The sequence below is a fragment of the Dactylosporangium sp. NPDC049140 genome, assembly GCF_040648435.1.
This window is the reverse complement of the sequence record NZ_JBEZDS010000012.1, coordinates 13556-33581: the sequence shown is the minus strand read 5'-3', so window position 1 is coordinate 33581 and position 20026 is coordinate 13556. Positions and strand designations below refer to the sequence as shown.

Annotated in this window: 22 protein-coding genes and 1 pseudogene; 16 read left to right on the top strand and 7 right to left on the bottom strand. The window is 74.8% G+C overall.

Going from position 1 to position 20026, the window contains the following annotated elements; genetic code table 11:
• Together AB0B76_RS21090 and AB0B76_RS21085 are read left to right on the top strand one after the other, a co-directional pair.
• Nucleotides 1-1266 carry an ArgE/DapE family deacylase gene (locus AB0B76_RS21090; RefSeq protein WP_360377540.1) on the top strand — a complete coding sequence of 422 codons (1266 nt, stop codon included), beginning with the start codon at nt 1-3 and terminating at the stop codon, nt 1264-1266.
• Nucleotides 1267-1385: 119 nt separating this feature from the next.
• A complete protein-coding gene (locus tag AB0B76_RS21085; protein ID WP_360377538.1) occupies nt 1386-1724 on the top strand; it encodes a PadR family transcriptional regulator in 339 nt (112 codons plus the stop codon).
• On the opposite strand, the gene AB0B76_RS21080 is transcribed toward AB0B76_RS21085, so the two are convergent.
• On the bottom strand, nt 1694-2548 hold the full coding sequence (locus AB0B76_RS21080) for an AraC family transcriptional regulator (RefSeq protein WP_360377536.1): 855 nt from the start codon (nt 2546-2548) through the stop codon (nt 1694-1696). The two genes, AB0B76_RS21085 and AB0B76_RS21080, sit on opposite strands and share 31 nt — an antisense overlap.
• Before the next feature lie 48 nt (nt 2549-2596).
• On the opposite strand from AB0B76_RS21080, the gene AB0B76_RS21075 reads away from it, so the two are divergent.
• The 6 genes and pseudogenes from AB0B76_RS21075 to AB0B76_RS21050 all read left to right on the top strand — a co-directional run bounded on the left by AB0B76_RS21075 (nt 2597) and on the right by AB0B76_RS21050 (nt 7167).
• The gene (locus AB0B76_RS21075; RefSeq protein ID WP_360377533.1) at nt 2597-3007 is read left to right on the top strand and encodes a DUF2000 domain-containing protein; all 411 of its coding nucleotides are present in this window, start codon (nt 2597-2599) and stop codon (nt 3005-3007) included.
• 65 nt (nt 3008-3072) lie between these two features.
• Entirely contained in the window at nt 3073-3423 is a 351-nt protein-coding gene (locus AB0B76_RS21070) for a YciI family protein (protein ID WP_360377530.1), read from the top strand.
• Nucleotides 3423-4592, top strand: coding sequence for a DUF6596 domain-containing protein (locus AB0B76_RS21065; RefSeq protein ID WP_360377527.1), 1170 nt, complete (start codon nt 3423-3425; stop codon nt 4590-4592). The genes AB0B76_RS21070 and AB0B76_RS21065 overlap by 1 nt, the downstream gene beginning before the upstream one ends.
• A 102-nt stretch (nt 4593-4694) precedes the next feature.
• A pseudogene (locus AB0B76_RS21060) lies at nt 4695-4886 on the top strand (sigma-70 family RNA polymerase sigma factor); the annotation flags it as partial.
• A gap of 34 nt (nt 4887-4920) precedes the next feature.
• The gene (locus AB0B76_RS21055) at nt 4921-5694 is read left to right on the top strand and encodes an alpha/beta hydrolase (RefSeq protein WP_360377525.1); all 774 of its coding nucleotides are present in this window, start codon (nt 4921-4923) and stop codon (nt 5692-5694) included.
• A 45-nt stretch (nt 5695-5739) separates the two neighbouring features.
• Entirely contained in the window at nt 5740-7167 is a 1428-nt protein-coding gene (locus AB0B76_RS21050) for an MFS transporter (protein ID WP_360377522.1), read from the top strand.
• Between the two features lie 52 nt (nt 7168-7219).
• On the opposite strand, the gene AB0B76_RS21045 is transcribed toward AB0B76_RS21050, so the two are convergent.
• Nucleotides 7220-8410: an MFS transporter gene (locus tag AB0B76_RS21045; protein WP_360377520.1), complete on the bottom strand. Its 1191-nt coding sequence runs from the start codon at nt 8408-8410 to the stop codon at nt 7220-7222.
• Between the two features lie 112 nt (nt 8411-8522).
• Entirely contained in the window at nt 8523-9419 is an 897-nt protein-coding gene (locus AB0B76_RS21040) for a LysR family transcriptional regulator (protein WP_360377517.1), read from the bottom strand.
• A gap of 113 nt (nt 9420-9532) precedes the next feature.
• On the opposite strand from AB0B76_RS21040, the gene AB0B76_RS21035 reads away from it, so the two are divergent.
• Nucleotides 9533-10501, top strand: a complete 969-nt coding sequence (locus AB0B76_RS21035) for a C4-dicarboxylate ABC transporter (protein ID WP_360377514.1) — start codon at nt 9533-9535, stop codon at nt 10499-10501.
• Here AB0B76_RS21035 and AB0B76_RS21030 read toward each other — a convergent pair.
• Nucleotides 10402-10731 (bottom strand): hypothetical protein, encoded by a 330-nt coding sequence (locus AB0B76_RS21030; protein WP_360377512.1) that lies wholly within the window; start codon nt 10729-10731, stop codon nt 10402-10404. The two genes, AB0B76_RS21035 and AB0B76_RS21030, sit on opposite strands and share 100 nt — an antisense overlap.
• Between AB0B76_RS21030 and AB0B76_RS21025 the strand changes: the two genes are divergently transcribed.
• Nucleotides 10730-10924: a hypothetical protein gene (locus AB0B76_RS21025; RefSeq protein ID WP_360377509.1), complete on the top strand. Its 195-nt coding sequence runs from the start codon at nt 10730-10732 to the stop codon at nt 10922-10924. The genes AB0B76_RS21030 and AB0B76_RS21025 overlap by 2 nt on opposite strands.
• A gap of 131 nt (nt 10925-11055) precedes the next feature.
• Nucleotides 11056-11625: a hypothetical protein gene (locus AB0B76_RS21020; RefSeq protein WP_360377506.1), complete on the top strand. Its 570-nt coding sequence runs from the start codon at nt 11056-11058 to the stop codon at nt 11623-11625.
• Nucleotides 11626-11679: 54 nt separating this feature from the next.
• On the opposite strand, the gene AB0B76_RS21015 is transcribed toward AB0B76_RS21020, so the two are convergent.
• Nucleotides 11680-13077, bottom strand: coding sequence for an FAD-dependent monooxygenase (locus AB0B76_RS21015; RefSeq protein WP_360377504.1), 1398 nt, complete (start codon nt 13075-13077; stop codon nt 11680-11682).
• Nucleotides 13078-13167: 90 nt separating this feature from the next.
• Here AB0B76_RS21015 and AB0B76_RS21010 point away from each other — a divergent pair, with 90 nt between their 5' ends.
• Nucleotides 13168-16068: a BTAD domain-containing putative transcriptional regulator gene (locus AB0B76_RS21010; protein WP_360377502.1), complete on the top strand. Its 2901-nt coding sequence runs from the start codon at nt 13168-13170 to the stop codon at nt 16066-16068.
• Here AB0B76_RS21010 and AB0B76_RS21005 read toward each other — a convergent pair.
• On the bottom strand, nt 16052-16459 hold the full coding sequence (locus AB0B76_RS21005) for a hypothetical protein (RefSeq protein WP_360377500.1): 408 nt from the start codon (nt 16457-16459) through the stop codon (nt 16052-16054). The two genes, AB0B76_RS21010 and AB0B76_RS21005, sit on opposite strands and share 17 nt — an antisense overlap.
• An 85-nt stretch (nt 16460-16544) precedes the next feature.
• On the opposite strand from AB0B76_RS21005, the gene AB0B76_RS21000 reads away from it, so the two are divergent.
• Complete coding sequence (locus tag AB0B76_RS21000; protein ID WP_360377498.1) at nt 16545-17318, top strand: helix-turn-helix transcriptional regulator; 774 nt, start codon at nt 16545-16547, stop codon at nt 17316-17318.
• Here AB0B76_RS21000 and AB0B76_RS20995 read toward each other — a convergent pair whose 3' ends face one another.
• A complete protein-coding gene (locus AB0B76_RS20995; RefSeq protein ID WP_360377495.1) occupies nt 17319-17687 on the bottom strand; it encodes an ankyrin repeat domain-containing protein in 369 nt (122 codons plus the stop codon). It abuts the gene before it with no gap.
• A gap of 157 nt (nt 17688-17844) precedes the next feature.
• On the opposite strand from AB0B76_RS20995, the gene AB0B76_RS20990 reads away from it, so the two are divergent.
• The 3 genes from AB0B76_RS20990 to AB0B76_RS20980 all read left to right on the top strand — a co-directional run bounded on the left by AB0B76_RS20990 (nt 17845) and on the right by AB0B76_RS20980 (nt 20014).
• Nucleotides 17845-18981, top strand: coding sequence for an FAD-dependent monooxygenase (locus tag AB0B76_RS20990; RefSeq protein WP_360377493.1), 1137 nt, complete (start codon nt 17845-17847; stop codon nt 18979-18981).
• A 33-nt stretch (nt 18982-19014) separates the two neighbouring features.
• Entirely contained in the window at nt 19015-19719 is a 705-nt protein-coding gene (locus tag AB0B76_RS20985) for an SDR family oxidoreductase (RefSeq protein WP_360377491.1), read from the top strand.
• A 79-nt stretch (nt 19720-19798) separates the two neighbouring features.
• On the top strand, nt 19799-20014 hold the full coding sequence (locus AB0B76_RS20980; RefSeq protein ID WP_360377488.1) for a hypothetical protein: 216 nt from the start codon (nt 19799-19801) through the stop codon (nt 20012-20014).
• Nucleotides 20015-20026 lie beyond the last annotated feature (12 nt).

The window sequence follows — 20026 nt, the reverse complement described above, 5'->3', positions numbered from 1 at the left end:
GTGAACCACGCAGTACAGCCGGCCCTCGACGCCCTGCGCGACGCCCGCGCCGAGGCCACCCGCACCCTGACCGACCTGATCCGGATTCCCAGTGTCGGCGGCACCGCCGCCGAAAGCGAGATCGTCCACCACGTCGCCGCCCTCCTGCGCGCCGAGGGTGTCGACTGCGACCTCTGGCCCGTCCCGGTCGCCGAGCTGGCCGCGCGCGCCGACTTCCCCGGCATGGAGGTCGAGCGCACCGAGGCCTGGGGCCTGGTCGCCCGCATCCCCGGCACCGACCCCGGCGCGCGGTCCCTGATGTTCAACGGCCACCTGGACGTGGTACCCCCCGGCGACCCCGGCACCTGGACGAGCTCCCCATGGTCGGGCGACATCCGCGACGGCCACGCCTACGGCCGCGGCGCCTGCGACATGAAGGGCGGCTTCGTCGCCGCCCTCCAGGCGCTCCTGGCCCTGCACCGCACCGGCACCCGCCCGCGCGGCGACCTGCTGCTGGCCGCGGTGATCGGCGAGGAGGACGGCGGCCTGGGCACGTACGCCACCCTCGACCGCGGCTGGCGGGCCGACGCCTGCGTGATCACCGAGCCCACGGCGCTGGACGTGCTGGCCGCGAACGGCGGCGCGCTGACCTTCCGCCTGCGCGTGCCCGGCCTGGCCGCACACGCCTGCGCGCGGACCTCCGGGGTGAGCGCGGTCGAGAAGTTCCAGCTGATCTTCCCGGTGCTGCGCGCCCTGGAGGCGAACCGCAACCGCGCGGTCGACCCGATGATGGGTCGCTGGGACATCGCCTACCCGCTCGAGGTCGGCACGGTCCGGGCCGGCGACTGGGCCTCGACGGTGCCCGACCTCCTGGTGGCCGAGGGCCGCTTCGGCGTCGCCCTGGACGAACCCGTGGAGACCGCCCGCACCGAGTTCGAGCGCACCGTGGCCGAGGCCTGCGCCGGGGATCCGTGGCTCAAGGAGCACCCGGTGACGGTCGAGTGGTGGGGCGGTCAGTTCGCGTCCGGCCGCTGCCCCGACGGCACGGACCTCGTCCAGCGGGTGGTGCGGACCCATGAGCGGATCACGGGCCGGGCACCGGCGGTGGTGGGCGCCCCGTACGGCTCTGACCTGCGCCTTCTCACCGGAGCGGGCGTCCCCGCGGTGCAGTTCGGCCCCGGCGTCGGCTACGGCCACTGCCCCGACGAACGGGTCTCCCTGGACCAGGTCAACGCCTGCGCCGAGACTCTCGTGCACCTAGCGCTTGCCGAGGGTGACGCACCGTAGTTCAATATTCGAGGGTCGCCAGCCATTGACCGACAGCTGTTAAGACAGTTAACTAAAACGCGGACCGGCCATCCGATCGGTTGATTGCATATATCGATGGTCTTCATATAGTGATGGGTATGACTGGCTTACCGTTACGCGAACCGACGTTCCTGGTCCTGACCGCCCTGGCCGCCGAGTCACAACACGGCTACAGCATCCTGGACGACGTAAGGCGCATATCGGAGGGGCGGGTACGCCTCCAGGCCGGCACCCTGTACGGCATCCTGGACCGCCTGCGGGCCGACGGCCTGATCGAGGTGGACCGCGAAGAGGTGGTCGCGTCCCGGCTGCGGCGCTACTACCGCCTGACGGGAATCGGCCGGGATCTGCTCAGCGCCGAGACGGTCCGGCTGCACCGGAACGCGGCGGCCGCCGACAAACGGCTTCACCTGTCGACCGGCGGAGCCGCCGCGTAATGCATCCGCTCGCGGACCGCCCCGCCGTTCCCGGCGGGGCTCCGCCCGTTTGCGAAGACCCCGGGTGTAACGCCGACATGGCGCTTGAAATGGCGGTGCAGATGCGCCTGGTCGTGAAAGCCTGCCTCGGCCGCGACATCGGCCGGCTTCAATCCGGTAAGCAACAGTGCGCGGGCCCGCTCAATGCGCCGGCTCAGGAGGTACCGGTGCGGGGGCAGCCCGAACGCGGCACCGAAACTGCGGACCAGGTGCCCCGGATGGCTACCCAGCAGTAGCCCGGCTTCCTGCAGCGTGATGCCCGTCGCCAGCCGCGCGTCGAGCAGCTGGCGCAGTTCGTCGGCGACACGCCGGGGCGGCGCCGAATCCTCCCGGAAATGCCGGTCCAGATGCTGCCGGAGCCGGTCCTGAATCAGCGCCAACCGGCTTTCGGCCTCGAACTCTTCGCCCGGGCGGTCGAGCACCAGATGCAGTTGGTCGATCCGCCGCCGCAGGACCGGATCGCGCATGTCGGGCTCGTCGACGGCGGCGCCCGCGAGGCCGGGCGCCAATACCGAGGAATCGAGGTACAACACCCGCTTGTGGAACCCGGAATGCGTGGCCGCCCGGCCGTCGTGCGGCACGAAAGGCGGCAGCAGTGTCACGGTGGACCCGGCGACGGCCCCCCGGTGATGGCGGTCCAGGTCGAACTGGATAGCCCCGGAATCCACGATGAGCAGCGTCCACGCGTCGTGGACGTGCACCGGGTACGCGTGCTCGACGAAGTGCGCGTGAAAGACCTCGGCGACCCCCGGCACCCGAGGCCGCCAGGCCGTGACGGCCTCCATGTGAACAACGTACAAGTCACCGGGCCCGGGGATGTCCAGGCTGTCACCATGACCTTTCCCACCAAGATCGCCGTCCTGCTCCGCGACGACCTGCCGGCCTGGCAGGCGCTGAACGTCACGGCCTTCGTCGTCTCGGGCGTGGCGGGCACCGAACCCGGCCTGCTGGGCGAGGACTACGAGGACGCCGACGGCACGAAGTACCTGCCGATGCTGGGCCAGCCGGTCCTGGTCTTCGCGGGCGACGGTACGGTCCTCAAGGCCGCCCATGCCCGGGCCGTGGAGCGGGGCGTGGCCTGCGCGATCTTCACCCAGGACCTGTTCGCGACCGGCAACGACGAGGACAACCGGGCCGCGGTGCGCAAGGTGGCCCGGGCCGACCTGCACCTGGCCGGCCTCGCGGTACACGGCCCGAAGAACGCCGTCGACCGCATCGTCAAGGGCGCAAGACTGCACGGCTGAGGTGTCCTTCCGGGCCGGGCGCCGTTCGTCCTTAGGGTGGATGACGACTCGCGAAGGAGCAGACCATGCCGATGTACGCCGCGTTCACCTACACCGCCGACGTCGACTGGAGCCACCCCGACCAGGCCGCGGAGATGCTCGAGTACAACGCGTTCGCCAAGGCCGCGGCCACGGTGATCAAGGGCGGCCACGCGCTGTACCCGACCGCCACCGCCACCACCGTGCGCGTCCAGGGCGGCAAGGGCGGCGACGTGCTGGCCACCGACGGCCCGTACGCGGAGACGAAGGAGGCCCTGACCGGCTTCTACCTGCTCGACTGCGCCGACCTCGACGAGGCCGTGGCGGTCGCGGCCCGGATGCCGGCCGCGTGGCACGGCGCGGTCGAGATCCGGCCGGTGATCGTCTTCAACCGGTAGTGGACGAGCTCGCCCGGATCGTGCGGGACGAGGGCGCGGTCGTGCTGGCCGCCCTCGTCCGCGGCACCGGCCGCCTCGACCTCGCCGAGGACGCCACCCAGGACGCCCTGGAGAAGGCGCTGCTCACCTGGCCCGCGGCCGGCATTCCGGACAACCCCCGGGCCTGGCTCATCGTGGCCGCGCGGCGCCGCGCGATCGACATCATGCGCCGCGAGGCCCTGCGCCCGGTCAAGGAGGCGTCCTTCGAGATCGACGTCGCCGAGAACACCGACCTGCTCAGCCTGATCTTCATGTGCTGCCACCCGGCCCTGGCCGTCGAGGCGCAGGTCGTGCTCGCGCTGCGGACCCTGGGCGGCCTGTCGACGGCGGACGTGGCCCGGGCGCTGCTCGTGCCCGAGGCGACCGTGGCCAAGCGCCTGACCAGGGCCAAGCAGAAGATCCAACAGGCGCGGATACCGTACCGTGTCCCGCCCGGCGCCGAGCTGCCCGCGCGACTGCACGGGGTCGCGGCGACGGTGTACCTGATCTTCAACGAGGGGTACACGAACGGCGCCCCGCTGCTGGTCGGGGAGGCGATCCGGCTGGCCCGGCTACTGGCCCGGCTCATGCCCGACGAGCCGGCGGCGCTCGGCCTGCTCGCGCTGCTGCTGTTGCAGGACTCCCGCCGCGACGCCCGCCTCTCCCCCGCCGGCGACCCGGTGCTGCTCGCCGACCAGGACCGCTCACGCTGGGACCGGGCCGCGATCCGCGAGGGCGTGACCGTGCTCGGCACCGCCCTGCGCCGAAGTCCGGACCGGCCCGACCGCTACGCCGTGCAGGCCGCGATCGCCGCCTGCCACGCGCTCGCCCCGTCGTACGAGCGGACCGGGTGGGGCGCGGTGATCTCCTGGTACGACGTGCTGCTCACCGTCCACGACACCCCCGTCGCGCGGCTCAACCGGGCCGCGGCGGTCGCCGAACGCGACGGGCCCGCGGCGGCGCTGCCCCTGGTCGAGGCGATCACCGCCCTCGGGTCGTACCCGTGGTGGCACGCGACCCGCGCCGAGCTGCTCCTGCGCCTGGGCCGCCCGGCCGAGGCCAGGGCCGCCTTCGACGCCGCGCTGGCGCTCGACCTCGCCCCGCCGGCGCGCGCCCACCTGGAGTCGCGGCGGTTGCTCACATCAACCTGATTTCAGCGGTACGTCAGCACCGTTGACCATCGTGCCCTCATGGACACGACTCCCCTGCACCTCCAGTTACCGCCCGGGGCCGCGCCGGACTCGATCGTCGAGCGGCTGCCCGTGCACGACCTGCTCAACCGGCTCCCGCCGCGCCGGCGGGCCGTGCTCGTGCTGCGGTACGTCTGCGACCTGTCGATCGAGCAGACCGCGCGGGCGCTCGGCTGCAGTACCGGCACCGTGAAGAGCCAGTCCGCGCGCGCCCTGGCCACGCTGCGCACGCACGCCGCACGGGCCGGGCTCTGAGTTTTTTGTCGTACCCGGATGTCAGGATGCGGGCATGTACTTCGTGGAGCGTGGGGCCGGGGTCGATGTGCTGGCGGTGCACGGGTGGACGCCGGACCATCGGCTGATGCTCGGCTGTCTGGAGCCCGTGTTCGAGCGGGTGCCCGGCTATCGGCGGCTGTATCCGGACCTTCCGGGCATGGGGCGCACCCCGGCGCCGCCGGGCGTCGACTCCTCCGACGACGTGCTGGCCGCGCTCGACCGGTTCGTCGACGAGCGGATCGGGTCGGCGCCGTTCCTGCTCATCGGGGAGTCCTACGGCGGCTACATGGCCCGGGCGCTGGCGCGGCTCCGGCCGTCGCAGGTGCTGGGGCTGGCCCTCATCTGCCCGATCGGGACGGCGGTGGAGCACGCCGAGCGGACCGTGCCCGCGCACGTGACGCTGCGGGCCGAGCCCGGCCTGGAGTCCGCCGACCCGGACTTCCTGGAGATGGCGGTGGTGCGCACCGCCGCCACGCTGGAGCACTACCTGGCCGACGTGCAGCCCGGGGTGGAGGCGGCCGATCTCGGCGCCATGGCCCGGATCCGGCAGCGGTGGGTGCTGTCGACGCCGCCGGAGTCGGGTCCGCCGTTCGAGCGGCCGTCGCTGATCCTCACCGGCCGGCAGGACAGCTCCACCGGGTTCGCCGACCAGTATCCGTTGCTCGGGCACTACCCGCGGGCCACGTTCGCGGTGCTCGACCTGGCCGGGCACAACCTGCAGTTCGAGCAGCCCGTCCTGTTCGGGGCGCTGCTGGCCGAGTGGCTCGAGCGGGTGGGCGCGGTGTAGCGCGCCGATGGGTTTGCGACTGCCACCGCCGGGAACGGGCAGGCGGTGGATCACTCCTCTCCCGGCCGGTGGCGGGCGATCAGCGTCGTGCTGGTCGCCGGGTTCATGACGCTGCTCGATGTCAGCATCGTCAACGTCGCGCTGCCCTCCATCAAGCAGAGCCTCGCGCTGAGCCCGGGCGGCCTGCAGTGGGTGCTGTCCGGCTACGCGCTGACGTTCGGGCTGCTGCTCGTGCCGGCCGGGCGGTTCGGCGACGCCCGCGGGCGGCGCAACGTGTTCATCGCCGGGCTGGCCGCCTTCACGCTGGCCAGCGCGGCCGCCGGGCTGGCCACCGGGGCGCTCTTCCTCATCGTCGCCCGGCTGGTGCAGGGCGCCGCGGCCGGCGTGGTCAACCCGCAGGTCTCCGGGCTCATCCAGCAGCTCTTCGCGCCGGCCGAGCGGGGGCGGCCGTTCGGGCTGCTCGGGGCCACGATCGGGGTGTCGACCGCGGTCGGGCCGCTGCTCGGGGGGCTGCTGATCCAGTTCTTCGGGGCGGCCGAGGGGTGGCGGTGGATCTTCTACATCAACCTGCCGATCGGGATCATCGCGATCGTGCTGGCGGCGCGCTGGATTCCGGCCCGGCCCGCTTCGCCGTCGCCCTCGTCGCCGGCGCGGGAGCCGCTCGATCCGGTCGGGGTGCTGCTGCTCGGGGCCGGGGTCGTGCTGTTGCTGCTGCCGCTGGTCGAGGAGCGGGAGTGGGCCGGCTCCGCCAAGTGGCTGCTGGTCGTGGCCGCGCTCGGGGTGCTGGCGGGGTTCGTCGCCTGGGAGCGCCGCTTCGCGCGGCGGGGTACCGCCCTCATCGACCTGTCGCTGTTCCGGGTGCGCTCGTACGGGCTCGGCGCGCTCGTGGGCCTGTTCTACTTCGGCGGGTTCACCTCCATCTTCTTCACGTACACGCTGCTGCTGCAGAGCGGCCTGCACTACTCGGCGCTGGAGGCGGGGCTCGCCATCACGCCGTTCGCGCTCGGGTCGGCGATCGCCGCGGCCGTCGGCGGGCGGACGGTGAACCGGCTCGGGCGCCCGCTCGTCGTCGCGGGCCTGCTCCTCGTCGGCGCCGGCCTGAGCGCCACGGTCCTGGCCCTGCACCTCGTGCCCGGCCACGGCGCCGGGTTCGCCACCGCGCTGCCGCTGCTTGTCGCGGGCATCGGCAGCGGGTTCGTGATCAGCCCCAACCAGACGCTGACCCTGGCCGAGGTCCCGGTCGAGCGAGCGGGCAGCGCGGGCGCGGTGCTGCAGACCGGCCAGCGCATCGGCACCGCGATCGGGATCGCGGCGGTCGGGGCCATGTTCTTCAACCGCCTCGCCCACCACGGCGGCAACTGGAGCCTGGCGTTCCAGGCCTCGCTGCTGGCGACGATCGGCTTCGTCGCGATCGCCCTGGCCGCCGCGACGGCAGACGTGCTCGCCGCGCGCCGCAAACCGGCTTCCTCATGACCGCGCGCCGCGAATCGGCTTCGCCGGCGGGATCGCCTTCGCCGGCCGGGCGTCAGGCGGCGACGTCCGGCTCGGGGCGCCGGTCGTGGGGCTCGTCGCGCGGGACGGCGGCCGGAGCGCGGACGGCGGCGGCGCTCGCGGCCACCAGCAGGGCCAGCAGCGCGGGCAGGGCCAGGGCCACCGGCAGCGGCACCGCCCGCGTGGCCGCGCCGATCAGGACCGGGCCCGCCAGGAAGCCCGCGTAGCCCATGCTCACCGCGACCGACAACGCCCGCGCCGGCTGGCCCGGGTTGCGCGCGGTCGCGGCCGAGAAGACCTGCGGCGCCACGCACGACAGGCCGGCGCCCAGCCCGGCGAAGCCCACCACGCCCGTGTACCGGTCGTCGACCAGCAGCGCCGCGCCCAGCCCGGCCGCCGCGACGAGGCCGCCGAGGCGGACCAGGCGCACGGGCCCGAGCAGCACCGTGAGGCGGTCGCCGACCAGGCGGCCGGCGGTCATGGCGATCGCGAAGGCCGCGTACCCGGCGGCCGCGAAGCCCGCGGTGCCGCCCAGGTTGTCGCGCAGGTACACGGCGCTCCAGTCGGCCGCGGCCCCCTCACCGACCAGGGCGCAGAAGGCGAGCGCGCCCAGCAGGTAGACCCCGTCGAGGCGGCCGGTGGGCGCGGCGGCGGTCTCGGGCGCCGGGGGCTCGGGGGCGATCCAGCGCAGCGCCCACGCCGCGAGGGCCACGGTAAGCGCGCCGACCAGCAGGAACGTGCCGCGCGGGGACCAGCCCAGGTGCGCGCACAGCCCGCCGAGGGCCGCCCCGGCGAAGCCGCCGATGCTGTAGACGGCGTGGAACGAGGAGATGATCGGCCGGCCGTACGCGCGCTGCAGCCCCAGCGCGTTGGCGTTCATTGACACGTTGAGGATGCCGTGGTTGACGCCGAACACGAGCAGCGCGACGGTGAGCAGCGCGAGCGACGGCGCGTACGCGGCCGGCAGGAGCAGCACCCCCTCCAGCAGCGCCGTCGGGCCGGCGACCCGCACGCTGCCGAAGCGGTCCACGAGCCGCCCCGCGCCGAGCTGCCCCGCGATCGCGCCGGCGGCCAGCCCGAGCAGCGCGACGCTGAGCCGCCAGTCGTCCAGCCCGAGGCCGTGCTTGATCGCGGGTACCCGGGCCGTCCACGCCCCGAGCGCCCCGCCGAAGAGCAGGAACAGCAGACACCCGGCGACCCGGGCACGGCGCAGCTGAACCGACATCAGCGCACGCTACCCCGCCCGGAGCACCGGCGCAGCAGTTAAATACGAGTCGCGAAAAAAGCGACACCGCCAATCCGGGCGCCGGACCACCAGATCGTCGAGGCGGCGGCCCTCAGCGGCGCCGGGCGATGGCCAGCAGGTCGCGCGCCGGGCCGGTGAGCTGGCGTCCCGCGGGCCAGACGGCGTGCAGGCGCCGCTGCAGCGGCACGTCCGCCGCCGGTACCGCCACCAGCGTCCCCGCCGCGAGCTCGGCCACGATCGCGAGGGAGCTGACCACCCCCGGCGCGTTGCCCGCCGCGACCGCGTGCTTGATGGCCGTCGTCGACGACAGCTCCAGCAGCGGCGCGGGCGCGGCCGCGGGCAGGGCCGCCTCCAGCGCGCCCCGCGTCCCCGACCCGGCCTCCCGCGACACCAGCGGCGTCGCGGCCAGCTCGGCGGCGGTGATCCCGCGCCGCCGCCGCGCCCACGGGTGCCCCGGCGCCACGATCACCGTGAGCCGGTCGGCCCCGACGGGAGCGGCGTCGAGCCCGGCCGGCACCGCCGGCGCCTCGACGAAGCCGAGGTCCGCCTCCCCGGCCATTACCCGCGCCGCCACGTCCGCCGAGTTCAGCGCCCGCAGCGTCACCGACAGCCCGGGGCTGCCGGCGTGCAGCGCGACGAGCCAGGCCGGCAGCAGGTACTCGGCGACCGTCTGGCTCGCCGCGACCGTCAGCCGGCTGTGCCGCGACGCGCGCAGGGCCGCGATCCCGGCCGCGAGCGCGTCGGCGGCGTCGACCGCCGCCCGCGCCCAGTCGGCGATGAGCGCGCCGGTCTCGGTAAGCGACGAGCCCCGCGGCCCGCGGTCGAGCAGCGTCACGCCGAGGCGCCGCTCCAGCTGCCGCAGCCGGGCGCTGGCGGCCGGCTGGGACATCCCGTGTGCGACCGCGGCGCGCCCGACGGAGCCGAGCCGGGCCACCGACAGCAGCAGGTCGAAGCTGGTCAGGTCGGTCACTGTGGGCGGCAGAGGCATAACCGGAGACTATGACCTCACAAGCAGGGGACGGCTACCGGACCCCGGCCGCGACCGGCAGATTCGATCGCATGGACAGAGGACCGTTGCGGCCGGGCGATTTCAGTGCGGTCATGGGTACCGGGATCGTCGCCAACGCCGCCCTGGCCCTCCCCGGGCACGTGCCCGGGCTGCGCGCCGCCGCGGCCGTCGTGTGGGTGCTGGCGTCCGCGCTGCTGGTCCGGGCCGTCGCCGGCGCGGTCGGGCGGCGGATCGACCCGGCGACCGCGCCGGTGCTGGGCGCGCTGCCGATGGCCGCCATGACCGTCGGCGCGGGGACGCTGCTGTTCACGCCGCTGCCCGCGGTCGCCCTCGCGCTGTGGCTGACGGGCACGGTGCTCGGCCTCGTGACCGCCGTCGCCGTGCCGCTGCTGCTGACCGCCCGCCGCGACGCCGTCGTCACCGGCGCGTGGCTGATGCCGGTGGTGCCCCCGATGGTGTCCGCGGCCACCGGAGCGCCGCTCATCGCCCATCTTCCGGCGGCGGTACGCCCCGATGCCCTGCTGTGCTGCTACGCGCTCTTCGGCGTCAGCCTCTTCGCGGCCGTCGCGATCATCGCCCAGCTCTGGGGCCGCCTGCTGCACCACGGCCCGGGCGAGCCGGCGACGGTGCCCACGCTGTGGATCGTCCTCGGTCCGCTCGGCCAGTCGGTGACCGCCGCGCACGCGCTCGCCGGGGCCGCCCGGGAGGTCCTGGCGCCCGAGTACGCCCGCGGCGCCGAGGTGTTCGCGCTGCTCTACGGCGTGCCCACGCTCGGCTTCGCGCTGCTGTGGCTCGCCTTCGCCGCGGCCGTGACCCTGCGCACCGCCCGCGGCGACGGGGGCCTGCCGTTCACGCCGGCCTGGTGGGCGTTCACGTTCCCGGTCGGCACCTGCGTCACGGGCGCGGCCGGCCTGGCCGTCCAGACCGGCTCGCCCATGCTCGAAACCCTGGCGGTCGCGCTCTACGTGCTGCTCGTGGCCGCCTGGGGGACGGTCGCCGCGCGGACCTTCGTGCGGCGGCGGCCGCGGCTCAGCGCTGTCCCGAGCGCCACGGGCCGGTGATCACACAGGAAGCGGCAGCCGCCCTTGGCGCGGCCCTGGGAGTACACGGCGCCGGGGTTGTCCTCGGCGTCGGACGGGTCCGGCTCGTCGATGTCGACCCAGTGGGTGTCGAGCACCTCGCCGACGCGCTGCCCGGTCGCGGTGTCGTAGTTCCGGTCGCCGGTGACGGCCAGCATCTGCAGCTTGCCGCCCGCGGCGAAGCGGCCGGGCCGGCCCGGCACGAACGCCATGGCCTCCCTCAACCACGAGTACGTGCTCGACCGGCGGTACCGGGAGTCGGTCCTGCGCTTCCTGGCCGTCGTCGAGCGGCCGGCCGGCGGGACGGCGGGCCTGATGCTGGTGTTCGACGAGCGGACGGGCGAGGGCGCGGGGCCCGGCAAGTGGAATGCCGTGTGGGTCGAGCGGGGCCGGGTCAACGGCTGATCAAGCCGCTGGCCTGGCACGCAACATGATCGATTGACGATTGCCTGTGCCTCTGCACACAGATCGAGCCAGTTTGTCCGCTTCTCTCCCGGCAATCCGAAAGGGGTAACCGAACACAACGAGGAGGTTCAATGAACAAGCCCCGGATCCGGACCGCCGTCACAGCTGTGACGCTAGTCGTCGCGATGATCGCACTCTCCCTGGTCGGGTCGCCCGCCGCGAACGCGGCGCCCGCTCGGGCCCAGGACGCGGTGGGCACGCTCACCTCCGCGGTGACCGGAACCTTCACGGACGCGCAGGGTGGCGCGGGCACGTTCAACGGCACGTTCACCCCGTCGCGGTTCAGCGACGCCGGTGACCACGTCGACGCCACCGGCGTGCTCGCCGGGCAGCTGACGGACTCGACCGGCGCCGTGCAGAACGTCTCGCAGCCGCAGACGTTCGCGGTCAACGACATCAACCCGGCCGTCGGGTGCCAGGTTCTCGATCTGAACCTCGCCCCGCTGGACCTCGACCTGCTCGGCCTCATCGTGCACCTCGACCGCGTGCACCTGAACATCACCGCGGTCCCGGGCGCCGGCAACCTGCTGGGCAACCTGGTCTGCGGCATCGCCGGCCTGCTCGACGGCGTCGGCGTCTTCGCCCAGATCTCGCAGCTGCTCAACCAGATCCTGGCGCTGCTGGGCCTGCTCGGCCGGTAAACCGGGCTCCGGGACGGGGCGTGGCCTTCGCGGCCGCGCCCCGTCCGGCTGGGCTCAGATCCGGCCCTGCAGCCGCAGGCGCAGCGCCCGCAGCACGACGCCCGGCCTGGCCAGGGCGGCCGGGTGCTGCTCCATCGCCGTCACGCTGTTGAGGCGCCGGCAGGTCGGCTCGTCGGTCATGGACGCGCGCAGCAGCAGATCACTCGCCCAGCGGATCATGCGGTACCCCCGCGGCTGCCCCGCCGTGATGTGCGGCAGACCCAGGTCGGCGAAGGTCGACACCTGCCACGCGGCGTCGACGATGACGCGGACCTTGTCGAAGTACGGCCGCGCGGGCGTCGTGGTGACGTCGGGCCCGGTCTGCAGCCATGCCGACAGGCACGACGCGTGCAGCGCCGCCGACGTCATCCCCTGCCCGTACACGGGGTTGAACGACGCCACCGCGTCCCCGGCCGCGACCAGCCCCGCGGGCAGCCGCTCCAGCGTGTGGAAGTCCCGGCGGCGGCTGTCGGCCTGGTGGTACGTGATGACCCCGCCGATCATCCGCCCGCGCTCGGCGATGTCGCCGAACATCGACGGGAAGTACTTGCGGCAGCGCTCCGCGTACTCCTCGGCGTCGCGGGACGGGCGGTCCTCGTCGTACCCGGCGACGAGCATGAGCCAGCGGTCGTTCTCGACCGAGAGCACCCCGCCGATCCGCGGGATCCGACCGGCCCCCGGCGTCTCCTGGGTGATGACGACCCAGGTGTCGCTCACCGACTCGTCGCGCTCGAACAGCGCCGAGGCGTAGTTGAGCTTGATGGGCATCCGCTGCATCGGCGCCCGCGGCCAGCCGTGCTCCTCCAGCCAGTCGTTGAGCCGGCTCGAGCGCCCCATCGCGTCGACGACGAGGTCGGCCGCGATCTCCTGCGGCTCCTGGGCCCCCTCGGGCACGTACCGCACGCCGCGCACCGCGGACTCGGTGAAGGCCAGGTTCTCGGCCCGGCCGTACACCATCGTCACGTTCGGCAGTTCCAGCACGCGGCGGCGCACCTGCGACTCCAGGAACGGCCGCGTGGTGATGAGGATCGGGCGCGTCGGCGGCGGGTCGGCCACCTCGCGGAGCTGGTTGTTGATGTACACCCGGCCGTCGCTGCGCCCGTAGTCCGGGGCGCCGGCCGCGACCGCGCCCTCGCTGAAGCCGGGGAACCAGCGGTCCAGCTGCGTCTGACCGGCCGGCAGCAGCGCGTGGACCTGGGTGCCCTGCGGTACGCCGGGGCGGGGCCCCTCGCCCTCGGTCGGGTCGCGTTCGATGATGAGCACCCGCTCGGCGTGGTCGCTCAGAACCCGGGCCGTCATCAGGCCGGCGACGCTGCCGCCGAGGACCACCGCCTGTTTCATCAGGACGCGCGGCGGACCCGGCGGCTCGGGGGTGCTGATCTGGGAGAACTGCTGTGATGCTGACGGTGCCATGTTGTTGATGTTAAATGTTTCACTGCGTGGGTGATCAATGGAGTCGTACTCCCGCCGCCTCCGCCGCGGGCCCTGGACGAGAATGCGTCCATGCGCTTTGGCATCCTGGGGCCGCTGGAGGTCCTCGACGACGACGGAACCGTCGTCCCGGTCGGGGGGCCCAAGCCCCGGGCGCTGCTCGTCCGGCTCCTGCTCGAAGCCGGGCACGTCGTGCCCGCCGAGCGGCTCGGCTCCGAGAGCCCCAACGCGCTGCAGGCCCAGGTTTCCCGGCTCCGCAAGGTGCTGCCCGTCGAGTTCGCCGGCGGCGGGTACCGCATCGCCGTCGACGCCGACGACGTCGACGCGCACCGGTTCGGCCGGCTCGCGCGGGAGGGGCGGCAGCGGCTCGCCGCCGGGGACGGCCGGGGCGCCGCGGTCGTGCTCCGGGAGGCGCTCGCCCTCTGGCGCGGGGCCGCCCTCGCCGACCTGGCCGACGGGGCGCCGGCGGTGCCGCTGGAGGAGGCCCGGCTCGCGGCCGTCGAGGACCTCGTCGAGGCCGAGCTCGGGCTGGCCGAGGGGACACCGGTCGGGCCGTTGCGCGGCCTCGTCGCCGAGCACCCGTTCCGGGAGCGGCTGCGCGCCCAGCTGATGCGGGCCCTGCACGCCGCCGGCCGCACCGCCGAGGCGCTCGAGGTGTTCCACGAGGGGCGGCGGCTGCTCGCCGAGGAGCTCGGGACCGATCCTTCGGCCGAGCTCAGTGCGGTACACCTGCGGCTGTTGCGGCCCGAACCGTCGGATCCGGTCCGGCGGGGGCCGCCCGCGCCGATCACCCGGATCGTCGGGCGGAGCGCGGAGCTGGACCGGCTCGCCGGAGCGCGGGACGCCCGGCTGGTCACGCTGGTCGGGCCCGGCGGGGCGGGCAAGACCCGGCTCGCCGTCGAGGCCGCGCGGCGCGACCCCCGGGAGGCCTGCTTCGCGGACCTTTCGGCGGCGCCGGCCCCGCTCGCGGTCGCGGCCGCGCTCGGGCTGCGCGACGGCGGGCTGGCCCCGAGCGCCGCCCCGGACCCCGTCCAGCTCATCGCCGCCGCCCTGGCCGGGCAGGAGCTGCTGCTCGTGCTCGACAACTGCGAGCAGGCCCTCGACGCCACCGCGGCCCTCGTGCGGGAGCTGCTCGCCGCCTGCTCGCGCCTCGCCGTCCTCGCCACCAGCCGGGAGCCGCTGGGGCTCACCGGGGAGGTCCTTGTGCCGGTCGGGCCGCTCCCCGCCGGCCTCGCCGCCGCGCTGTTCGCCGAGCGGGCCGCGGCCGTGCGCCCGGGCTTCGCGGTCGACGCCGGCAACGCCGCGGCCGTGGCCGGGATCTGCTCGCTCGTCGACGGGCTGCCGCTCGCCATCGAGCTGGCCGCCGCCCGGCTCCGCCAGCTCGACGTCGGCGAGCTGGCCGCCCGGCTCGCGCAGCACGAGCACTTCGCGCTGCTCTCCCGCGGCGACCGCACCGCCGCCGACCGGCACCGCACGCTGCACGCCGTCGTGGACTGGAGCTGGCGGCTGCTCGGCGACGAGGAGCGCACGGCCGCGGCCCGGCTCTCCGTGTTCGCGGGCGGCGCCACCCGCACGGCGGCCGTCGCGGTCTGCGGCGTCGACGAGGCCGCGCTGGCCGATCTCGCCGACCGGTCGCTGCTCGTGGCGAGCGACGGGCGGTACCGGATGCTCGAAACGATCCTGCTCTTCTGCCGGGACCGGCTCGCCCCGCCGGAGCGGGAGCGGCTGGAGCGCGCCCACGCCGAGCACTTCCTCGCGCTCGCCCGGGAGGCCGACCCCCACCTGCGCCGGGCCGAGCAGCTCACCTGGCTCGCCACGCTCGGCGCCGACCACGAGAACCTCATGGCCGCGCTGCGCCGGTCCGCGGCCGCCGACCGGGCCACCGCCATGCGGCTCGTCGCCGCGCTCGCCGCGTACTGGTGGCTGGCGGGCCGGCGCCGGGAGGTCACGCCGATCGCGGCGGCGCTGCTGGACGGGCCGATCGAGGGGCTCGAGGAGGAGTACGTCAGCTGCGTCGTGCACGCCGAGGCCCTCGCGTCGCCGGCGCATCGGGAGCGCGCCGGGGAGGTGATGGCGGCGCTGGATCGGGCGGTGCGGTACCCGTTCGGGGTCGCGGTGTGGGGCATGGCCCGGGTGCCCGGCGCCGGCCCCGAGCCGTCGCCCGTGATCCTCGCCGGCGATCCGTGGAACCGGGCGCTGCAGGGCCTCGGCACGGCGCTGCTCGACGTCCTCGGCGGGCGCCCCGACGAGGCCGGGCTGCTCGACGTGCTCGCCGGGTTCCGCGCGCTCGGCGAGCGCTGGGGCATCGCGCAGGGCCTCGACTGGCTCGCGTACGTCGCCTCCTGGCGCGGCGACCACGCCCTCGCGCACGAGCGGTGGGCGGCGGCGCTGACCGCCCTCGACGAGCTCGGCGCCGTGCACGAGGCGGCCGACGTGCTGTGCCGCCGCGGCCACGACCTCATCCGCCAGGGCGACCTGGACGCGGCCGAGGCCGACTTCCGCCGCGCCGCCGGGTCGGCGGCGACCGAGCTCGGGCTGGCCGAGGTGGCCCGGCACCGCGGCGACCTGGCCGCGGCCGCCGGGCACCTTCGCCGCGCGCTGGACGAGACGCGGCCGGGCAACGCGGGCACCGTGTTCATCCGCGGCAGCATCCTGACCGCCCACGCCCGCCTGGCCGAGGCCGGGCACCGCGTCGCCGAGGCCGCCCGCCGGCACGAGGAGGCGTGGTCGGCCGTCCAGTTGGCGCCGTTCCCGGCCAGCCTGGCCGAGGTGCTCGAGGGCCGGGCCGGGCACGCGGCGCTGACGGGCGCCGCGGCGGAGGCGGCGCGCCTGCTCGGGCGCGCGGCGGCCCTGCGCGGCACCGCGGTGGCGTCGGACCCGGACGTGGCCCGCACGGCCGCGGCCGCGACCGAGGCGTTGGGCGCGGACGGGTTCGCGAGCGCCTATGCCGACGGGCTCAGGGCTGCTCAATGAACTGGTAGTCGGCGGCGATGCGTCCGTCCGGGTCGAGCAGCAGCACCTCCAGGCCCACGCCCGCGACGTCGCCGCCGGCCGTGGGCACCATCTCCCAGCGGAACTTCACCACGTCGCGCAGCCGCTCGCCGTCGCCGCGGGCCCGGAACGCGAACGCGCCCGGCGCGACGAACTCCTCGTAGGCGCGGGTCACCCGCCGCTCCAGCGCCTCGTGGCCGCGGGCCTCCAGCACGGGCCGGTCGAAGCCGAGGCCCGCGGCGACCGCGCGCAGCTCGGCCGGGGGTTGCAGCACGTGTACCGCATCGCGCGCCCACAGCTCGCGCACGGCCTCCCGGCGGCGGTTCGGGTCGGGCTCGTTCCACAGTGCGACGTACCGGTCGATGATGTCCATGCCGACGACCCTGCGCGCCCGGGTGCGGCGCGGCAATTCCCCGCAGGGTATCGCCGGGCGGCCCCGGACCGGTTAGAAACGGAGCATGGAGACGTTCGGCGGGGCGCTGCGGGAGTGGCGTACCCGGCGCCGGGTCAGCCAGCTGGAGCTCGCGGTGAGCGCCGGCACCACCCAGCGGCACCTCAGCTTCCTGGAGAGCGGCCGCTCGGCCCCCGGCCGGGGAATGGTCATCCGGCTCGCGGAGTCGCTGGAGGTGCCGATCCGGGAGCGCAACGACCTGCTGCTCGCGGCCGGGTTCGCGCCGGCGTACGCCCGCAGCCCCCTCGACGGCCCGGAGCTCGCCCCGGTCCGCGCCGCCCTGGAGCACGTGCTGCGCGGCCACCTGCCGTACCCGGCCGTGGTCGTCGACCGCCACGGCGACCTCGTGTCCGGCAACGCCGCCTTCCGCGCCCTGACCCGCGGCGCCGACCCGGCCCTGCTCACCCCGCCGGTGAGCGTCCCGCGCCTCCTGCTGCACCCGGGCGGCCTCGCCCCGCGCATCGTCAACCTCGACGAGTGGGCCTGGCACATCGTCGACCGCGTCCGCGCCGAGGCCGTGCGCAACCCCGACGAGCGCCTGCGCACCCTGGCCACCGAGCTCGCCGCCCTGGCCCCACCGCGACCGCCGGCGCCCGGGCCTCGGCATCTCGGTTTCGCGGTACCGCTGCGCCTGCGCCACGGCGACGGCGAGCTGCGCCTCATCACGACGCTGACCTACTTCGGCACCGCCGTGGACGTGACAATCGCCGAGCTGCGCCTGGAGGCGTTCCTGCCCGCCGACGCCCCCACGGCCGCGGCCCTCGCGGGCCTGGCCGAATAGCTACCGCGCTGCTTCCAGCAGCGCGATGGTGGACCGGTGCCCACCGGCGGCGGCCCACTCCGCCGCGGTGTAGCCCTCGCCGCGGTCCTCGCGCCGGGCCGGATCGGCGCCGCCGTCCAGCAGAGCCCGCACGGCGTCGTCGTGACCCCAGCACGCGGCCCCGCACAGCGGCAGGCCCTCCTCGCCGGTACCGCTCTCCGCATTCGGATCGGCCCCGGCGGCGACGAGCACGCGCACGTTGTCGGCGCGCCCCTGGACGCCGGCCCGGTAGAGCGGCGTGCTGCCGTGCCGGTCGGGAAGCCCGGGATCGGCCCCGGCGCGCAGCAGCGCACCGACCTGACGAGCATCCCCCCACGCCACGACGCTCATGAGACGATCCTGCAACTTCTTACGCCGACGTCGATTCATTGCGCCCACCTTAGGCCGTGTGGGTGGAGCGTGCTCCCCCACCGCGAGCGCAGCGAGCCAGGGACACTGTCAGCGGACTGGTCGTGAACTGTCAGGGCTGGGCGCGACCGTCAACGGCATGAAGCACACCACGGTTCTCATCTCCGGCGCCAGCATCGCCGGGCCCGCGCTCGCGTTCTGGCTCTCCCGGCAGGGCTGCGACGTCACCGTCGTCGAGCGGGCGCCCGCGCTTCGGTTCGGGGGGCAGGCGGTCGACTTCAAGGGGGCTACGCACCGCACGGTGCTCGAGCGCATGGGGCTGCTCGACGACGTGCTGGCGCGGCAGACCGGCGGGCACGACCAGACGATCGTCGACGCGAACGGCAAGGCGCTCGCGGTCATTCCCGGCGAGTTCACCGGCGGCGAGATCGAGATCACCCGTGGGGACCTCTCCGCGCTGTTGTACGACAAGACGGCCGCGCGCTGCGAGTACGTCTTCGGCGACTCCGTCACGTCGTTGACCGAGGTCGGCGAGAAGGTACACGTCACGTTCGCCAACGGCGCGCCGCGCACGTTCGACATCGTCGTCGGGGCCGACGGCATCCACTCCAACGTGCGGCGGCTCGCATTCGGGCCCGAGGCGGACTACGTCAAGTTTCTCGGGTACTACTACGCGCTCGTCGGGCTGTCCGCCGACGGCGACGCCGTGATGTACAACGAACCGGGCCGGATGGTCGCGCTCGGCGGGCCCAAGTCGCCCGCGTTCTTCGTGTTCCGGTCGCCGGAGCTGCGGTACGACCGCTACGACCCCGAGGCCGCGAAGGCGGTCATCCGGACGGCGTACCGCGGCGGGAAATGGCGCATCCCCGAGCTGCTCGAGCTGCTCGACGGCGCCGACGACGTGTACCTGGACTCGATCAGCCGTTCCGAGGTGCCGGCGTACGCGAAGGGGCGCGTCGTGCTCCTCGGCGACGCCGCGTACGGCAACACCCTCGGCGGCTTCGGCACCGGGCTGGCGGTCGTCGGCGCGTACGTGCTCGCCGGCGAGCTCAAGGCCGCGGGCGGGGACCACCGGGCGGCGTTCGCGGCCTACGAGGCGGGGTTCCGGGGGTACGCGAAGGTGTCGAAGCAGGGCAGCGCCGGGCCGTTCCTGGCGCCGGGGAGCCGGAGCCGGATCGCGATGCGCAACTGGACGTTCCGCTCGTCGTGGCTGCTCGGGCTCATGCTGAAGATGACGGACAAGTTCGCGACCGGCATCGACCTGAAGCGGTACTGACCACTTTCGGGTCCGGCGCGGGTCAGTACCGGCATGCAGACACTGGGACAGACCGCCGTGGTGACCGGCGGCACGCGCGGGCTCGGGCTGGGCATCGCGGAGGCGCTCGCGAAGGCCGGGTACGACACCGTCACCATCGCCCGCGGGCCGGGCGCCGACATCGTCGCCGACGCGGCCGGGCCGGGGCTCGCCGAGCGTGTCATCGCCGAGCGGGCGCCGTCGGTACTGGTGCTCAACGCGGGAGTGCTGCCCGACCCGCGGCCGGTGCACGAGCAGACGTGGGAGTCGTTCTCGGCGCCGTGGGAGGTCGACGTGCGCCAGGCGTTCGAGTGGACCCGGGCCGCGCTGCGGGCCCCGCTGGCGCCCGGCGGCGTCGTGGTGCTCATGTCGAGCGGGGCGGCGCTGGGCGGGTCGCCGCGCAGCGGGGGCTACGCGGGCGCGAAGGCGATGGTGCGCTTCGTGGCGAGGTACGCCGACGACGAGGCCGCCCGGCTCGGCCTCGGCCTCCGGTTCGTGGCGCTGCTGCCGGGCCTGTCCCCCGGCACCGGCGTCGGCGACGTGGGCGCGGCCGCCTACGCGGCCCGGGAGGGCATCACCGTGGCGGCCTTCCGGGAGCGGCTCGGCGCGGTGGTGACCCCGGAGGTCGCCGGCGCGGCGGTGCTCGAGGTGCTGGCCGACCCGGCCGCGGCGGCTGGCGCCTACTCGGTGTCGGCCGCGGGGCTGACAAAGATCGAGTAACCTCGGCGGCCATGACGGGGACCCCTATCACCGCGCGCTGCAGGCGCCCGAGTACGGCGCGACCGGTCTGCGGGAGGCGGTGCTCGCGGACCGGCTCGGGTTCGACAACTTCTTCCTGCCCTCGCCGTACGCGCCGGGCCTGGAGGGTGGGCTGCCGTTCCACCGGGGCGACGACCCGCGGTACGACGCCGAGTTCCCCGGGCACCCGCTGACGCTGATCCGGCGGAAGCTGGCCCGGCTCGCGCCCAGCGTCCGGCTCGACGAGCGGTTCAAGGCGCTGCCCGCCTTCGAGTGACCACATTCCGGC

Bases quoted from the DNA above. Each gene is read 5' to 3' on its own strand.
- AB0B76_RS21005 (WP_360377500.1), bottom strand. From the start codon at position 16,459: ATGGACATCATCGACCGGTACGTCGCACTGTGGAACGAGCCCGACCCG.
- AB0B76_RS21085 (WP_360377538.1), top strand. From the start codon at position 1,386: ATGACTGGCTTACCGTTACGCGAACCGACGTTCCTGGTCCTGACCGCC.
- AB0B76_RS21045 (WP_360377520.1), bottom strand. From the start codon at position 8,410: ATGTCGGTTCAGCTGCGCCGTGCCCGGGTCGCCGGGTGTCTGCTGTTC.
- AB0B76_RS20985 (WP_360377491.1), top strand. From the start codon at position 19,015: ATGCAGACACTGGGACAGACCGCCGTGGTGACCGGCGGCACGCGCGGG.
- AB0B76_RS20990 (WP_360377493.1), top strand. From the start codon at position 17,845: ATGAAGCACACCACGGTTCTCATCTCCGGCGCCAGCATCGCCGGGCCC.
- AB0B76_RS21025 (WP_360377509.1), top strand. From the start codon at position 10,730: ATGGCCTCCCTCAACCACGAGTACGTGCTCGACCGGCGGTACCGGGAG.
- AB0B76_RS21020 (WP_360377506.1), top strand. From the start codon at position 11,056: ATGAACAAGCCCCGGATCCGGACCGCCGTCACAGCTGTGACGCTAGTC.
- AB0B76_RS21030 (WP_360377512.1), bottom strand. From the start codon at position 10,731: ATGGCGTTCGTGCCGGGCCGGCCCGGCCGCTTCGCCGCGGGCGGCAAG.
- AB0B76_RS21015 (WP_360377504.1), bottom strand. From the start codon at position 13,077: ATGGCACCGTCAGCATCACAGCAGTTCTCCCAGATCAGCACCCCCGAG.
- AB0B76_RS20995 (WP_360377495.1), bottom strand. From the start codon at position 17,687: ATGAGCGTCGTGGCGTGGGGGGATGCTCGTCAGGTCGGTGCGCTGCTG.
- AB0B76_RS21010 (WP_360377502.1), top strand. From the start codon at position 13,168: ATGCGCTTTGGCATCCTGGGGCCGCTGGAGGTCCTCGACGACGACGGA.
- AB0B76_RS21040 (WP_360377517.1), bottom strand. From the start codon at position 9,419: ATGCCTCTGCCGCCCACAGTGACCGACCTGACCAGCTTCGACCTGCTG.
- AB0B76_RS21070 (WP_360377530.1), top strand. From the start codon at position 3,073: ATGCCGATGTACGCCGCGTTCACCTACACCGCCGACGTCGACTGGAGC.
- AB0B76_RS21080 (WP_360377536.1), bottom strand. From the start codon at position 2,548: ATGGAGGCCGTCACGGCCTGGCGGCCTCGGGTGCCGGGGGTCGCCGAG.
- AB0B76_RS21000 (WP_360377498.1), top strand. From the start codon at position 16,545: ATGGAGACGTTCGGCGGGGCGCTGCGGGAGTGGCGTACCCGGCGCCGG.
- AB0B76_RS21035 (WP_360377514.1), top strand. From the start codon at position 9,533: ATGGGTACCGGGATCGTCGCCAACGCCGCCCTGGCCCTCCCCGGGCAC.
- AB0B76_RS21075 (WP_360377533.1), top strand. From the start codon at position 2,597: ATGACCTTTCCCACCAAGATCGCCGTCCTGCTCCGCGACGACCTGCCG.
- AB0B76_RS21055 (WP_360377525.1), top strand. From the start codon at position 4,921: ATGTACTTCGTGGAGCGTGGGGCCGGGGTCGATGTGCTGGCGGTGCAC.